This window comes from uncultured Psychrobacter sp., from assembly GCF_947495825.1.
In the GTDB taxonomy this organism is placed as follows: Bacteria; Pseudomonadota; Gammaproteobacteria; order Pseudomonadales; family Moraxellaceae; genus Psychrobacter.
On record NZ_CANMAH010000005.1, the window covers coordinates 145,046 to 162,025 of the forward strand.

Consider the following 16,980-nt stretch of genomic DNA (forward strand, 5'->3'; position numbering starts at 1 on the left):
AGAGTACGTTTAATCACGTGCTCTTTTTTTTGGCTATTTTTAATTCAAATAATGAGCTGACTACACAGGCTAGTTAAAAGCGTTCATCTAGTGTTTCTGTGGTATAGTTGAGAGCAGCAAAGCATACATCGGCTTTAAACCCGCGATACTGTAAAAACCGTAATTGCCGTGCTTTGTCTTTTTGCTCAGTAGGGATGTCGTTACCATATTTTTTGGTACGAGCGACCACTGCGAGTTTCAGCCAGTCTACGCCTTCAACCAGATTATTTGGATCATCATCTACAAACTCACTAAACTCATCAGACTCTGTATTGGCCATATCAATAAGCTCGTCAATATTGCTTGGCATTTCAACTTTTTTGCGATAAAACTCTTGTTTAATACGACCACGACCACGACCTTTACGAATGCTTTCTCGAATCAGCATCAAGGTCGTACGATAATCACTTTGATAGCCTTTCTCCTCAAATTCATCGAGTAAAGTATCAATCTTATCGGGATCTTGCTCCTTATCCAAAAGTTTTTGTTTTAACTCGGCTTTGCCATATTCGCGGCGTGAAAGATAGTAAAATGCCAACCAGCGTAAGCGGCTTTCAGCTTTAATAGCATCAACATCCGCTTGTCGCTGCTCAGGTGTGCGTAAATAGGCTTTTAGCGCAGATGGTAAGTTATCTGTTTGATTATCTACTGCACTGTCTTCATTTAACTTTGTGACGTCGTCATCATTATGATCAATTGTAGCGTCACTAGTGTGATCTACAGCTGATTTTGCTTCTATATCAGACTTGTCGTCTATATTTTCTTCATGAACATTGCTTTTAACCTCCGCCAGTATCTCTTTAATACTTTGCGCTTTAGGTGGTTGATAGGTAGGTCCAGTGTTGGGTTCAGGCTCAAAGCTAGCCGCTGGATGAAAGCGCTTCTTACGCTTTTTGGATTTAGTCTTAGCGGAGGGGGCATGAGAAGAGGGCGGAGAAGTATGACTAAGGTTATCAAAGTTATCAAACGTCTCATCATCTTGTAAAGAAGGCTTAGGTGTGAATTTTTCAAACTTGGATTTAACGACAGAGTTCTTTTTTTTGGCAGGCTTTTTAGATAGATATTTTTGAGTGGCAGTCTTTGGCTTTAGAGCAGACGTACTAGCTGAGTCGGCTTCCGACTCAGCTAGAATTTCAGCTAATGTTTTAATCTTCATAACTATTAATCAGCTAAACAATAAAAGAAAAAATGCAGCCATTATTGAACTGGCGCTGCGTCAGTGTCTTCATCCATATCGTCTGCATCTGATGCTTCACTATTATCAATAGCACCAAGTTTTTCAGCACGAATCTTCGCCTCAATAGCTTGGGCAATCTCAGGATTTTCTTTTAAGAAGATAACTGAGTTGGCCTTACCTTGACCGATTTTTTCATCCCCATAGCTATACCACGCGCCAGCTTTACCAACCGCACCAACTTCGACACCTAGATCAATGACTTCAGCTAAATGGTTGGTACCTTCACCATAGGTAATTTCAAACTCAGCCTGACGGAATGGAGGTGCCATTTTGTTTTTGATGACTTTAACACGAGTCTGGTTACCGATGATTTCATCTCCGTTTTTAACCGCACCAATACGGCGAATATCCATACGTACTGAAGCATAAAACTTGAGGGCATTACCACCAGTTGTGGTCTCAGGGCTACCAAACATAACACCAATTTTCATACGAATTTGGTTAATAAACACTACCATACAGTTGGAGCGCTTGGCATTACCAGTAATCTTACGCAACGCTTGACTCATCAAACGTGCTTGCAGACCCATGTGTGAGTCGCCCATTTCGCCCTCAATCTCTGCACGCGGCGTCAAAGCAGCGACGGAGTCAACGACGATCATATCAACCGCACCAGAGCGTACCAACATATCAGTAATTTCAAGCGCTTGCTCACCGTTATCAGGCTGAGAAACCAATAGATCGTCAGTGTTTACTCCCAGTCTGCGCGCATAGACAGGATCAAGAGCATGCTCTGCATCAATAAAAGCACAAGTACCACCTTGCTTTTGACACTCTGCAATTGCTTGCAGCGTCATAGTGGTCTTACCTGAGCTCTCTGGGCCATAAATCTCAATAATGCGCCCTTTGGGTAGGCCACCAATTCCAAGGGCAATATCTAACCCTAATGAGCCTGTCGATACAACATCTACGTCAAGCGCTGCCGACTCATCACCTAGATGCATGATAGTATTTTTGCCAAACTGCTTTTCAATTTGACCAAGTGCTGCTTTTAGTGCTTTGGCTTTATTGTCGTCCATAATGGAGTCCTTGTCATAAGTTGTCATAAAAGAGTAATTTGAAAATATAGCAGGTAAGTATGGGAGGAATTCTGTTAAATCGGCTGTCTCAACTTACCTTTAATGTCATGGCTGTATAGATGAACGTGATATAAACATTTTGTCCCACTATACAGTAAAAAATACTGTTAATAAAAGTAGAATAAAGTTTAGAATAAAAGGGTTGGTAGATATGTGATTTGATGGAGTAATTATAACAAAATATAGATGCGACATCATGATATGAAAGGTACCAAACGACAACGGCTGTCGTGTGACATAAAAGGAGATTTAACTGTTTAAATAAGTAGAAAGTCTTACTGTTATTATGATAGATTAGACTCACTAACCACAGAAGATGTCAATAAAAATATTGAATTGTCCACAGAAAATAATAGGCTTTAGAGTCGATTTTGTGAAACATTAATTTGTATGCAAAATATTTTAAATTAATTTATAAAAAGTTATTTTTACTTTTATGGGAATGTAAGTTGTTGATTTAAATAGATATTTAAATTGTACAAAAATTAACCAATTTTACTTAAACCATTAGTTTATCAAGTCAAATACGTGTCAAGTAGTCACTTATCCACATACTTATCCACAGGGAATGGGGAAAACTCTGCAATCCCTTATGCTATCAATGTTTGCGCTAGTATTAAAAGTCATCTATCCATTCTACTCCCTTTTATTGAGGACGTTTTGGATAAAAATTGACATGATGCTTCTTCTTTTTTTGTCCATGTTTCACGTCATCGAAAAGTACAGTCTTCATGATAAACGCAGTCTTAAACTGTCAAAAATCCAAAATAGCAAAAGAGATTTCTATTAAAAAAGATAAACAAAAATAGCAAGGGTTTTTATCTTTATTTTTAGAGTGAAGCCGCATTCTAGAGCCAAGCAAAGAGTAACTAGGTCGATTAGGATGGTCTTGGTTAAGCGCAAAAACAAAATTGGTATTAGAACCAATAATATAGTCTCACAAAAAAGCGGCTAAGTTAATTAGCCGCTGTATATAAACCATCAAAGAAAATATAAGAATCTAGTCCTTAGTATATATCAAATCCCATACGCCGTGACCACGCTCTAAACCGCGACGTTCAAACTTGGTCATTGGACGAAAGTCAGGACGTGCTGTGAAGTTGCCTTTACCAGCTTGATTGCTAAGTCCAGCAAAGTTATCTAAAACATCAACCATCCAAAATGCATAATGCTCCCAATCAGTTGCCGTATGGAACCAGCCACCTTGCGTTAAGCTACGAGTGACAATAGCCATGCGTTCAGGACTAACGAAACGACGCTTATAATGACGCTTTTTTTGCCATGGATCAGGGAAGTAAAGCTGGATACGATCAATGTGGTTTTCTGGCAGCTGCTTTAGTAGCTGAATGGCATCACCATTGATGATTTTAACATTGGTTAAGTTCTGAGTACCGGCCATATAGGCACATTTGCCAATGCCAGGCTCGTGCACTTCAACGCCAACAAAATTACGTGCAGGATCGGCTGCTGCCATCTCAATGAACGAATCTCCCAGCCCAAAGCCGATTTCTAGGGTGAGTGGAGCGTCACTACCATTAGGTGTGTCACTAAACAACGAGCGCAGATCGTTTATGCCTTCAAGATTGCCATCACCAAAACTATTATTGACCAAATACTGAGCAAATTCTGGATCAGTTAGAGCCAGCTCAGCATTTTTATTCATATGTGTACGGCGTTTCATAAACGTATTGACGATACGTTTATGTTTAGTATTGGATGTGTCTGCATTAGATGCCATAGACTCATTGGTCTGTGTATCGGTGTCGGTGGAGACATCGGTATGATGCTTGATAGGACTATCAGTGAGAGAATGTTCATTCATAAGAGCAATAGAGTTCAGTTGGGTAGCGAATATGAGGGTATTATAAGTTAAATACCCCTATGTGTGAACGTGCAATATCATAATGCATGACTAAATCGTTAGTGACTAACCTACTTTGAGTGTCTCTTTAACATTTAACGTGAGGTTTACAATGGCTTATACACACTTTAATAGTCGCTATATCAACCTATACTAAAGTACATCGTATCTGCCGTTTTATTGTCATATAATAAAGAGCATTTATCGACACAATAAACCACTATTTGGTGTTCTAAATTCCAAGTAATTTTCAACCCTTACCAGTCAATAGAGCTTACTGCTATGTTATTTATTGAGACGGATTCGCCACCACCGTTTTATCAAGAACAGCTAACCCCTCTAAAGCGCAAAAAACTTGATCAATGGTTTATTGGTCATCGCACACAAGGTTATTATCTAAAACGCTTTGCACAATTTGATCAGCAAGGGTATTTGTCACCTAAGTGGCACTGGGCTGCGTTTTTTATGACTCTACCTTGGCTTTTATATCGCAAACGTTATATGGATGCGCTTGTCTATAGCGTTGCTGGCTGGTCATTTATTCAACTTAATATTGTCATTGCTCTAGTCACGTTTGAGTTTGTAGCGATGTCATATATTCCAGATGTCTATCAGATGGCAACACGTATCGGCATCGCCGCGATGATTTGGTTGTTTTGGTCATTTATGGTGGCGCGCTGGACAGATGCGTATTATTACCGCATGGCGAGGCGTGAGATTGCTGATGCTATCAATGACCATCCGCGTGATGAGGCAGCACAGCAAGCGCATTTACGCCGTGAGGGCGGGGTGAGCTTATTTGGTTTAGGTTTGGGGTTTGGGTTCTTTGCTTTTGCGCTTATGGTAATCAATGTGCAGTTTTTACCCATTCTTGCTAAGAAAAAAGAAAACGAGGTGTTATTTGATGCGTATGACATCACTAAAAATGCGCAGAATCGAGTCGCGCTAATTTATCAGCGAACAGGCGAGTGTCCGACCAGCTTGCCTCTTAGTACCGATGCTCAGCAAGTACGCATGCATATCACTACGCAAGTAGACGGCCTACCTGCTACTGACTGCGCAGTGATGGCGACAGTTCAAAACGTCAAGTTTCCTATACGCTATCTAAATGGTCAAACGCTAGTATTTCACCATAATCCTGATAGCGATAGTTGGAACTGTATAAGCTCACTTAACAAAAAACAAGCTCCCAAGCGCTGCATAACTAATTAGGATTAAGTATTTAAATATTAAGACTGCTAAAGCTAGGTTTGTAACAATCACTAGGCTTTAGGGTCAGTGGCAACGTCGCTTGAAGAGTCATCGACGGGTGTTGCTTGGCTTTTAAGTACTTCATAAAAATCGCCTAAGTCCATCTTGCGCGCTTTACCAATATCTTCGTCAAACAGGCTTTCAAGTTCTGCCATTGCCGATTGCGCTGATTCAATCAGCCGTGCTTCATCATCGTAGATAGCTTGCTGACGTTCAATCAAATCATCGTCGTAGTCGCGAAAAGTCTGAATCGTGTCACGCGCTTTTTCAGGTGATATACCAAGCAGCTGTAAGGACTCACGTGACATATCTAACGAAGATAAATAGGTCTCACGCCAGATATGACGCACGCCAACCTCACGTAAACGGTAATAATGCTGGCGGTCACGGGCGCGCGCCAACACAACCAAATCAGGATAGTTTTTGCGTAGATACTCAGCGGTGGTAATAGAGCGCTCTAAATCATCAACAGCGATGATAAAAATACGGGCTTTACTGATACCAGCCGCACGCAGAATCTCAGGGTTTTTTGGGTCGCCATAATAGACTTGGTTACCAAATTTACGCACAAAATCCACTCGGTTTGCTGAGCGTTCAATGGCCGTAAATTCGATATTGTGCATGCGTAATACGCGCCCAATAATTTGTCCGACACGTCCAAAACCTGCAATAATGACTGGATGCTCATGATCGGGAATCGTGTCGTGCTCGCGACTAGGCTTACTTTTGGCAAATAAAGGCTCACCTATTTTATCTAATAGTAAGAAGGCGAGCGGGGTGAGCGCCATAGAAATGGTCACGATTAAATTTAGCGTATTTTCCATTTCAGGCGCTAATACGTTTTGGGTTGCAGCGACGTTAAATAATACAAACGCAAACTCACCGCCTTGAGCTAAGGTCACGCCCAGCCTAATACTGGTCGGCCAGCGATTGCCTAGTACCTTTGCAATAGTGGTAATCACAGCGAACTTGATGAACATCAACGCCACAGCACAACTAATGATAAATACAGGATGTGCCATGATAAGCTTGATGTCAGTCAACATCCCTACTGACATAAAAAATAGACCAAGCAGTAAACCTTTAAAGGGCTCAATACTGGCTTCTAGTTCATGACGATATTCAGAATCCGCTAAGAGTACACCAGTCAAAAACGCCCCTAATGCCATTGATAGACCAATTTGTCCCATCAAAATAGACACACCCATGACGATAAATAAAGCGACAGCGGTCAGTAGCTCTGAGGCCCCACTAGATGCGACAAACTTAAAAAACGGTCGAATAACATAACGGCTAGCGAGGATAAGACCACCAAAGACGGCAAAAACTTTGGCAAAATAAATCAAATCGTAGCTTTGTTCGCGCACACCTGACAAAAACGGAATCACTGCCAATAAAGGAATGACGGCGATATCTTGGAACAATAAAATAGTAAAGGCTTCACGGCCATGGGTGCTAGAGAGCTGCTGTTTTTCAGTGAGTATCTGCAGGACAAAAGCGGTGGATGACAGTGCTAGACCAAAGCCGACGATAAAGGCAGTATCCAATCGTAGAGAGAAAAAATGATACATGGTGACCATTAATAGCGTGCCAGTAAGCCCAACTTGCAAGCCACCAAGGACGAATATAGAGCGCCGTAATGCCCAAAGCCGCGATGGTTGCAGCTCAAGACCGATAATGAACAGCAGCATGACCACGCCAAACTCAGAAAAATGTAGCAAGCTCTCAGCGTCACCTGCCACATCTAGCGCGCTTGGGCCTAATATGAGTCCTGTAATTAGATAACCAAGAACAGTAGCAATACCGAAGCGTTTGCCAAGAGGGACAAAAAGCAGCGCTGCACCCAAAAATATGGTGGCTTGTAGCATCAAGTTTGGAGAGCCGGCAGCGGCAGCGAACATATAACATCCTTAGCAATCAATTTAAAAGTATAACCAATGACATAGTAAATAAAACAATACAATTATTTTTTGCGATAAATTTTCCAAACGCCATTGTCTGCTAATGGATTGCTATAAGCATCGTTACGGCGCTTACGCGGCGTCTGTCGGCTATCAATTATTTTAAACTCAGGCAGCGCATGGACGATAAGACCGGTACGATAGAAGCGTACGCGCTCAGGCTCTAGCATCTCGCCTTTACTGTCGCGGCAAAACACATACGCACGTAGATCAATAAATTCACGATGAGCTACCAAACGTGCCTCGTCATCGTTATCGAATACTGCTGACATGCGCGCAATCTCTTCAGCACTATAATCGCCGCATTTATCAGTCAGGGCGCCGACTGAGCCAAAGCTTTTGGATTCCTTGGCATGGGTTTTGGTTAGATGTAGGCGCTGAACATGATAAATAAATTGGGGAATCTCAAGGCTGGCTGGCAGTGGTAGGTAGTCAGGTGGTAGGTTGGCTGCTGGATAAAAAGCCATCGCACGCTCAAGCAAAGTTTGCCAACGCTGTTGGTACGCTTGGACTTCTGCTAAGTTACCTTCATAAATGGGCATGTCACGGATTTGACGTAAAATGTCAGGCGGAAACTGCTCGTCACGAAACTTAGCAATATCTTCTTGCAGGGTTGATAGCAAAACCTTGGCGTGTTTTTTGCCATCTTTTGACGTAGGGTTGTCAATATAGTCTGGGGCGACAAAGGGCGCCGAGCGTCTAGACATAAGATTATATCGTCAATAAGTAGGTTAAAAAAATACTAATAAGTCTGCTTACCAATGTCAATCAGTATAATAAATAGTGGTTTATTATAGTTATTATAAACACATAAACCGCTTTAAGTTTAATTTGTTTAATGATTATAGTATTTCAAGCTATGATGTTAAGGCTTTTATTGGGTAGATGAGATGCGCTGTGATGCTAAAGTTTTTAGAGCGACAAAAACAAGATACTTGGATTGATACTACGCTAAGAATCTCTGTACGCTTTATAATTTTGGGTTTTATCCTAGCGTTTGGATTTGTGTCGATTATGGCATCAAACATGGGGCCAGCTTATCTACCTGATGTGTACAATGGCTGTTTAGATTTGTGGGTTAGAATGACGCTGTTAGGTCTTGGGCTACTAATTTGGGTCATAACTCCAGTTTGGTCAATTTGGCTTATATTACGTTACATTTATCGTTGTATTAGACGTAATCAATAATAGAATACGTCTATACCTCCTACAACTCTTCGATCTAACGGCTCCTAATTAATTATTCGTTACTAATGACTATGCCCAATATGACTATTATTATCTATAGGAATTTCTGAGACATCACAAACCAGTGCATCGCTATGGGTGCTGGTCTGCGGGTGCGATAAGCTTTCAACCTGAATGGTGGCGTGATGAATACCAAGCGCAAGCAAACCTTGTTCAAGATTGGCAATCAATACGCTGGCATCCGAGATTCTCATATCTCCATCGACCATCACATGGCAAGATAGCGCATTTAGCCCGCTGGTGATGCTCCAGACATGCAGGTCATGGACTTGTTTTACTTGTGGATGGGCAAGCAGTTTGTCCTCGACATTTACCAGCGATATACCTTCTGGAGTGCCCTCCATCAAGATATGTACCGAATCACGTACGACGCGGTAACCACTTACTAAGATAAGTACCGCGACGATCACCGACGCTACGGCATCGGCCCAAACCCAGCCAAACCCCATCATCAGTAATGCGGCGACAATAGCGGCCACTGAGCCCATCAAATCACTTAATACGTGCAAGTAAGCGCTTTGCATATTGAGGTTGACAGGCTCTTTTGAGTCAGCGCTTTTGGTTTTTACATGGTCTTTATTTGCTCCATGGCTGTGTGCGTGCCCATCGCCAGTGCTACTACCACGATGCATTAGCCAAGCAACCAAGATATTGACTAGCATACCGATGGTCGCGACGATCAGCATACCTTGGGTGGCAATCTCTGGCGGCGAGTTAAAACGTTTGATCGCTTCATAAAAAATCATCAAGGCGATAATTACCAGCGTCGCACCATTGACGGTGGCCACGATAATCTCAAAGCGTTTATAGCCAAAGGTCTTTTGATGGGTGGCTGTCTTTTCGCCGATTTTAAATGCCATCAACGTCGCGCCAAGAGCGATGGCGTCGCTGAGCATGTGACCGGCATCAGAGAGTAGCGCCAAGCTGCCAGTTAACAAGCCACCAATCGCTTCGATAAACATATAGCCTGTGATAATCACAAAACTAATCAATAACGTACGCTGATAGCCTTTGGTGTCTCTCGGCGCGGTAGTCTGCTTTAAGTGTTCATCATGATCATGAGCGTCTTGATTGCCAGCAGTATAGTTACTATCGCCATCTTTATGCACATCACTATGCTCACTTTGAGGCAAATGCTTATTTTGCTCATGATTGGGATCTTCTTGACTCATAACGTTACTCAAATTTATTAAGATTTATAGTAAATAACTTCAAGGATTAACAATAAATCTAACATAGTCGAGTATTAGAAGCTGTAACGACGAGGTAAAAATGCAGCCAGTAAAGCTATAATCGATTCACTGTAGAAATGACATGGTCTACTGGTATAAATTTTTCTTGCGTGCTGTTATCACAGAGGCTGCGCAAAATTCATTCCAGTAGCACTCTTCAATTTATAACCATGTTATTTTGAATTGACTATACGTTTAGTAGCCTAAGAATAATAAGAGGAAACGGTGATAAGTTCGAGGTGTCAGCCTACCAGCCAACAGGGTCGATATCTAAAGTCAGTTTTAGATATTTAGCGCTAGGTAGGGCCAGTACTGGTTGCCACCAGTGGCCCAATACATGGTGAAGCTGTCGCCGATCTTTGGCAAGTAATAACAGCTGCGCATGGTAGCGACTGTTTTTTTTACTCATGGGCGCATCGATGGGGCCGAGCACGGCCAAATTGTGGTTACTAGGCAAAATAGCGATGGCATCTTTGAGCGCCTGCATGGTAGCAGCAAGAGTTTTGCCTTCGCAGCGAATCAGCGCGGCATGGGTGTAAGGTGGCAGTCCCATCATTTTGCGTTCTTGTAGTAGCTCTCGCGCAAAAGACAGGTAGCCGTCTTTTACCAGTTTTAGCAGTAGCGCGTTGTCAGGCTGTAGCGTTTGGATTAACACGCGTCCTGCTTTGTCTCCGCGTCCTGCTCGACCAGCGACCTGAATCATCAGCTGCGCGGTATGCTCAGGCGAGCGAAAATCCGCGGATAAAAAGCCGCGATCGGCATTGGGTAAGCAAACCAAGGTAACGTTTGGAAAATGATGACCTTTGGCGACCATTTGTGTCCCCACCAAGATAGCAGGGTCACCTTGATTGATACGCTGATAAATATTCTCCCAGCTGTCTTTGCGCCGTGTGGTATCACGATCGATTTGAATAATGGGGTACAGCTCTTTGCTGGTTTGCGGATTGGCAAAAATCGCGTGCAAATTTTCGCTTAGTCTTGTCGTGCCTATACCTTTGGCATCCAAGTTTTGACTGCCACAATCAGGGCAAACGGTTGGAATATAAGCTTGCCAGTCGCAGTGGTGGCATTTTAGATATGAGCTATATTGAGACTGACTATTATAATGAACAGTCAGATGGGCATCGCAGCGCGGACAATCTGCTTGCCAGCCGCAAGCTTCGCACAATAAAACAGGCGCATAGCCGCGCCGATTTAGGAACACCAATACTTGATCGCCAGCTTCTAGGGTTTGCCGTATTGCCCCAATCATGGCGTCTGTCAGTCCTGTATCGTAGCGTGCGCCATCATCCGTCGTTTGCTGATGAGTACTTTGCAGACGCGCATCGATAAGCTGCATGGGCGCAGGCTTGGCATTGCCTGGTCGTGTCGATAGCTGACATTCTATGAGTTTGCCATCATCGACCAGCTTTAGATGTTCAAGAGAGGGGGTAGCGGTACCAAGGATGACTGGAATATTGTATTGCACGCCGCGATAAAGAGCGACGTCAGCGGCATGATAGCGCAGGGTGTCTTGCTGCTTATACGAGCCATCATGCGCTTCATCGACGACAATCAACCCTAAGTCAGCAAAGGGGTAGAGCACTGCTGAGCGCGTGCCAATGATGATTTGGGCGTGTCCTGTGCGACAATCTTGCCAGCCTTGCAGACGGTGGGTATTGTTCATACCAGAATGCAGCAACACAATATGAGCGGCAAAGCGACTGGCAAAACGAGCACGCGTCTGCGGTGTTAAGCCAATCTCTGGCACCAAGATCAAAACTTGCTTCCCTGCCTCGAGTACCGCTTGCATGACTTGTAAGTAAACTTCAGTCTTACCACTGCCTGTAATACCATTTAACAAAAAACCTGTGTAGCGCTGAGCTTCATGAGTAGCGATGATAGCGTTGACCGCCTGCTGCTGTTCTTCATTTAGATCAAGGGGCATTTTCGCTAACGTGACAGGAGTTGGTGCTTGTTTTGGCTCAATATAGCGCTCAATCAGACCTTTTTCTTCTAACGTCTTTAAAAAGGCGCGCTCCATACCTTCTAATAATAAGACGTCTTCGCTGGCACCGCGCTCGCCATGCAATTTGAGCATATCAAACTGCTGCTTTTGTTTTTTTGCATTGGCATGAAAGTCATCATCGCTTACATGCGGCAAAATTCGCCAATGCGTAATCAGTAAGTCCAGCGGCTTGCCCTGACGCACCAGCGTCGGCAAGATAACGCCAAATACATCGCCCAGTGGATAGTGATAATAGCGTGCCAGCCAGTAAGCAAGCTTTAGCATGCTGGCATCTAAAATAGGTTCAGCATCTAGGCATTTATTGATGGGTTTAAGCTTACCGCTAGGTACACTGCTATCAGCTTCAGCAATATGAGCGACTACAATACCGATTAAGGTTTGACGACCAAATGACACTTCGACACGGCTACCGATCTGCGGCAGAGAAACGTTTGATGAGACGTTGCTATCTGTTGATACGCTATAGTCAAATACCCGATAAAGGGGCACGGGTAGAGCAACTTGTACCAACATAAAATGCACCCTTAGCTTTTTGATATATAGCTTTTAGATTAAATTTTTAGATATGTAGCTTCTAGCTATTTAGATTATGGCATTGAGAATAAAGATAGCAATAAGCCCAAATAAACATATTTGGGCTTACTCTATAACTATCTTTTTAAAAGCATATTTTTTGACTTAAGCATTCAAGCATTTAGTCAAATGATATAGCGGCTTATTCAATATATAAAATGGCTTCAATCTCAACGACGCCACCTTTTGGTAGGGCAGCAACCTGTACGGCAGCACGGGCTGGGTATGGCTCGCTTAAGTTTTCGACAAAGACTTCATTAAGGACAGCAAAGTCATTTAAGTCAGTCAAGGATACGTTAAACTTCACCACATCGCTTAAGCTACCACCCGCAGCTTCACAAACGGCTTTTAGGTTAGCAAATACTTGCTTTGCTTGCGCTTCAAATCCGTCGCGCAGTTCCATCGTTTCAGGGTCAAAACCAAGCTGGCCTGAGATATATACGGTATTACCGACTTTTACGGCTTGTGAATAGGTACCAACAGCTGCTGGCGCTTTATCAGTTTGAATGGTTTGACGGCTCATGTTGTATCCTTGTCTTATTTTTACTGGTTTAGTTTGCAAGAGTTTTTGCTAGAAACTAGCAGGAGAGTCTAGCATTGTTTTGGATTTTTTTAAATTCATACAAAAGGTCGCATACGCTTATAGCTGGTATAAGCGCACGATATTAGGAAAGCCGAGTAAAGAGCGCAGTTCACGAATACCTTGCGCCAAATGATCGCGGCTACGGACAATCACATGAACGATGGTGTCGCTGCTACGTACATCGACAGTTTCGACGCCGATATTGAGCTGACGCAAATGGTAGATGACTTCACTAATTTGTTCATCGCTAAGAGCGATAGACAGCTTTAGGTAAGCTGGGAAACGTATCTTTCCACTTTGCTCATCCGCCTCACTTTGTTTGATCGCTTTGTCGCTACGCCAGCGTAACTGTATGACCTGATACGGATTGTCTTTACGAATATCATCAAGCGAGAAGCATTTGTGTCGATGGACGACCAGACCATGACGTGATAGATGTCCGACGATAGGATCACCATAGATAGGATGACAACAGTTGGCAAAATCAATCTCAACACCGGCAGCATTTGCAATCAGCTGCTGCGGTTGTACCATGCCATTATTGTGTCGTTGAGCCTGTAAGTTACTGACTTCATCACTGAACAAACGTGACACTACAAGTTGCGGCAGCAGGGTGCCAGAGCTTATTTGTTCAAAAAGAGCGCTTTTTTCTGGTAAGCCGCGCCATTCAGTGAGGTTTTGCCAGTCGCTATCCGTCAAGTCATCGAGGTTTTTTTGGTAGGTTTTTAGTGCACGATCCAAAGCTTGCTGACCATGATGTTGCTTGTCAGCTGCGGACAAGTCTTTAAACCAACGTAATATCTCTTCACGGGCTTTATTAGTAACGACAAACCCGAGCCATTCAGCTTTTGGTTCTGAATGACTATTGACTTCGATTTCGACCAGCTGACCGTTTTTGACTACGGTACCCAGTTTGGCTTTTTTGCCATCGATGTTGGCTCCGACCGCCACGTTACCGACCATAGGGCCTACAGCATAAGCAAAGTCTAGTGCTGTTGCACCTTGCGGTAGCTCATAGGCTCGGCCTTGTGGACTATAGCAAATGATCTTGCTAGAATGCAGATAATCCATCAGCTCGTTAATGGTAGAGACAGCCGCGGTAAAGTCAGGACTGTTTTCATCTAAGGACTCCTCGTCAACCAAGTCTTTCATGTTGCGTAACGAGGCTTGAATGACGGATTGACTCACATCAGATGCGTGTTCTGCTCCGATAACCCCAAGCCTTGCCGCATTTTGCATCTGTTTGGTCAAGATAGTGACTTTTACAAAATCATTATCACGTTCATAAATCAATGTGAGCGATTGATTGCCGCCAGGTAATGGCCTGCGAATATTATCCTCAATATGTGAGTCGTCAATCTGATACTTTTTTATCAGGTAATACGCAAGCTTGTCACAAGCTTCAATATTATCCAGCACAATCTCAAACGCATAATGGCGAAGTAGGGCATTGATTTCACCGCGATTGCGGAAAAACTGTCGGTATATAACCACGCGATTATCTAATACCTTTACATGACCGCCAAGCCCTAAATTATTGAGGACTATAGTCAGATAACGATGGATGGCTTCTCTTTGAAAATTACGCCCAAGACCATGCTGTAACAATTTATCAGATAACTTGTTATACATGTCAGAATTAAGGTTGCGATAACACAAGACTTCAATGTAATCAGCGATATCATTGAGACCCATCAAGCGTGCAAATGGCACATAAAAATCTAAGGTCTCTTGAGCAGTAGCGCGCTGCTTTTCAGGGCGAACCGCATCAAGCGTAGACATATTGTGCAGACGATCGGCAAGCTTAATGATTAGCACGCGTGGATCATTTAAAGTTGCAGTGAGGATTTTGTGAAAAGTAGCTGCTTTGTTTTGCTGCTTGTTATGAGTAGAGGACTTAAGCTTGGTGACGCCATCGACCAGTCTTGCGACAACCTTACCATACCGCTGTTCAATCTGCTCATCACTAACTTCTGTGTCCTCGACCGTATCATGTAAGATTGCTGCGATGATAGTATCTCGATCTAGCCGAAAGCCGGCCAGTATTTCAGCGACCGCTATGGGGTGAGTAATATAAGGCTCACCTGATTTGCGCCGGTCTTTTATGTGTGCAACATCGCCAAAGGCACACGCATCTATGATGTCGTGACGCTCAGCTGCACATAAATACCCAACCGAACGCAGTAAATTATACTGAGCTTCATCAACCAGATGGTGACTGAGTTTGGGTAAGTTTTGGCTCATAGAGTGGCGATCCTATTGTTCGTTACATGACTGGAAATTACGACTTAACCAGCTTTAATGCATCTGATGGCTTGGTGCTGTATATACGGGTTGGGCGATGGTAGCGGTGAAAATTATATCTATAAAGAGTAGTTAAGCCACACACTCTTCATTCTCTGTTTTCATGATTGCGACGCCACCCTCTAATTAATCTTAAATTGCGCTGAATGTCAACTACTAAGCATATAGACAGTTTAAAAACTTTCAAGCTGTAGTAATGGTTGAATGTTGTCTATAAATATATTTTGTTAACAATCGTTTAGAAAAATATGACCAGTATAAACGTCAAAAACCACAGTATGACACTGTGGTTTTCCTGTGGTTCTATTGGGGCTTTTATTATTGCAATCTTCGTTATAGCGTCTGATTTGAGCTTTAGTACAGATTATATGGCAATCGCTCAGACAAAAACAAGACTGTACTGCATAACTCTAGAAGCTATGATCGCCTGACAATGCTAAATCCAATGAGCTTGTAGCAAAATTATGCTCTGGCTGGTTTAGGATGTCGCGCGTAATCTTACCAACGGCAATCTCACGTAATGCTAATACTGTGGGCTTGTCATTATCGACTTCTACTAACGGCTCAGTAATACCTTTTGCAAGCTGACGAGCGCGTTTGCTGGCAACCAATACCAATTCAAAGCGATTATCAACATTCTCTAAACAATCTTCAATCGTTACTCGTGCCATAAATAGCTACCTCGGTTGTTTTTATCAGTAACGAACATTGCTCGCCACTCAATAAAAATAGTATCAAAAATATAAGGAATAATAACTGGCTATTATAGCATTTATTTACCCAAGCGCGCAGTTGCTTTTTATGTCTTGTAATTTAAACCTTATAGAATTAAATGTTTGACTTATGGCTGGTCAGCTGGGTCTAACAATAAGTTGGTGATAACGCGGCTATAACGCTGCTGTTGACGTCTTAGTGTTTGTCTGTCGGCTATGATGATGGATTTTAGTTCTGTCAACGCCACCTCAAAATTATCGTTGATCACCACATAGTCGGCATGTACATATTGTGACATCTCATTGACTGAGCCCGCTAAGCGCTGTTCAATGACATCGGTGCTGTCTGTTGCGCGTGTTGATAGACGCTGACGTAATGTCGCTACGCTTGGCGGTAAGATAAATACCATGATTGCTTCAGCAAATATCTTTTTGACTTGCAGCGCCCCTTGCCAATCAATCTCCAAGATAACATCGACGCCTGCTTCTAACTGCGTACGCACGCTTTGCTCTGAGGTGCCATAATAGTTGCCAAATACTTCTGCATGCTCCAAAAACTGACCTTCAGCGATAGCTTTGGTAAAAACATCAACACTAGTAAAGTGATAATGATGACCGTCAATCTCTCCAGGTCGTGGCTGGCGGGTAGTATGAGAGACACTGACAGTCAGATCGTTGGTGGTAGCAAGTAACTGTTTGACCAGTGAGGTCTTGCCAGTACCAGAGGCTGCAGTAATAATAAACAATGAACCTGTCATACAGTGTGTCCTAGTAATAAATGAGTAATCGAATAAGTAAGCAGATAAAGGCTGGTAAAAAAAGAAAATGCCATCATGTAAAACGATAGCAAGTACGACTAATAACAATTATGACTACTTTAATACTTATAAA

General features: G+C 42.9%; 12 protein-coding genes. 1 reads left to right on the forward strand and 11 read right to left on the reverse strand.

Annotation, left to right across the window (positions count from 1 at the left end; genetic code table 11):
* Positions 1 to 73 precede the first annotated feature (73 nt).
* The 3 genes from Q0895_RS07395 to trmB all read right to left on the reverse strand — a co-directional run bounded on the left by Q0895_RS07395 (position 74) and on the right by trmB (position 4,093).
* A complete protein-coding gene (locus Q0895_RS07395) occupies positions 74 to 1,195 on the reverse strand; it encodes a regulatory protein RecX (RefSeq protein WP_299187145.1) in 1,122 nt (373 codons plus the stop codon).
* Between the two features lie 41 nt (positions 1,196 to 1,236).
* Entirely contained in the window at positions 1,237 to 2,295 is a 1,059-nt protein-coding gene (gene recA / locus Q0895_RS07400; protein WP_299187148.1) for a recombinase RecA, read from the reverse strand.
* Between the two features lie 1,060 nt (positions 2,296 to 3,355).
* Positions 3,356 to 4,093 carry a tRNA (guanosine(46)-N7)-methyltransferase TrmB gene (gene trmB / locus Q0895_RS07405; protein ID WP_299187361.1) on the reverse strand — a complete coding sequence of 246 codons (738 nt, stop codon included), beginning with the start codon at positions 4,091 to 4,093 and terminating at the stop codon, positions 3,356 to 3,358.
* Positions 4,094 to 4,498: 405 nt separating this feature from the next.
* Between trmB and Q0895_RS07410 the strand changes: the two genes are divergently transcribed.
* On the forward strand, positions 4,499 to 5,428 hold the full coding sequence (locus Q0895_RS07410) for a DUF2628 domain-containing protein (protein WP_299187151.1): 930 nt from the start codon (positions 4,499 to 4,501) through the stop codon (positions 5,426 to 5,428).
* A 50-nt stretch (positions 5,429 to 5,478) separates the two neighbouring features.
* On the opposite strand, the gene Q0895_RS07415 is transcribed toward Q0895_RS07410, so the two are convergent.
* The 8 genes from Q0895_RS07415 to gmk all read right to left on the reverse strand — a co-directional run bounded on the left by Q0895_RS07415 (position 5,479) and on the right by gmk (position 16,847).
* The gene (locus Q0895_RS07415; protein ID WP_299187154.1) at positions 5,479 to 7,368 is read right to left on the reverse strand and encodes a monovalent cation:proton antiporter-2 (CPA2) family protein; all 1,890 of its coding nucleotides are present in this window, start codon (positions 7,366 to 7,368) and stop codon (positions 5,479 to 5,481) included.
* A gap of 62 nt (positions 7,369 to 7,430) precedes the next feature.
* Positions 7,431 to 8,135, reverse strand: coding sequence for a hypothetical protein (locus tag Q0895_RS07420; protein ID WP_299187157.1), 705 nt, complete (start codon positions 8,133 to 8,135; stop codon positions 7,431 to 7,433).
* 543 nt (positions 8,136 to 8,678) lie between these two features.
* The gene (locus tag Q0895_RS07425; RefSeq protein ID WP_299187159.1) at positions 8,679 to 9,848 is read right to left on the reverse strand and encodes a cation diffusion facilitator family transporter; all 1,170 of its coding nucleotides are present in this window, start codon (positions 9,846 to 9,848) and stop codon (positions 8,679 to 8,681) included.
* A 307-nt stretch (positions 9,849 to 10,155) separates the two neighbouring features.
* Entirely contained in the window at positions 10,156 to 12,429 is a 2,274-nt protein-coding gene (locus Q0895_RS07430) for a primosomal protein N' (protein WP_299187162.1), read from the reverse strand.
* A gap of 202 nt (positions 12,430 to 12,631) precedes the next feature.
* Positions 12,632 to 13,012, reverse strand: a complete 381-nt coding sequence (locus Q0895_RS07435) for a RidA family protein (protein WP_299187164.1) — start codon at positions 13,010 to 13,012, stop codon at positions 12,632 to 12,634.
* Between the two features lie 117 nt (positions 13,013 to 13,129).
* Positions 13,130 to 15,316 (reverse strand): HD domain-containing protein, encoded by a 2,187-nt coding sequence (locus Q0895_RS07440; protein ID WP_299187166.1) that lies wholly within the window; start codon positions 15,314 to 15,316, stop codon positions 13,130 to 13,132.
* A 470-nt stretch (positions 15,317 to 15,786) separates the two neighbouring features.
* A complete protein-coding gene (gene rpoZ, locus Q0895_RS07445; RefSeq protein ID WP_299187168.1) occupies positions 15,787 to 16,047 on the reverse strand; it encodes a DNA-directed RNA polymerase subunit omega in 261 nt (86 codons plus the stop codon).
* 170 nt (positions 16,048 to 16,217) lie between these two features.
* On the reverse strand, positions 16,218 to 16,847 hold the full coding sequence (gene gmk, locus Q0895_RS07450) for a guanylate kinase (protein WP_299187171.1): 630 nt from the start codon (positions 16,845 to 16,847) through the stop codon (positions 16,218 to 16,220).
* Positions 16,848 to 16,980 lie beyond the last annotated feature (133 nt).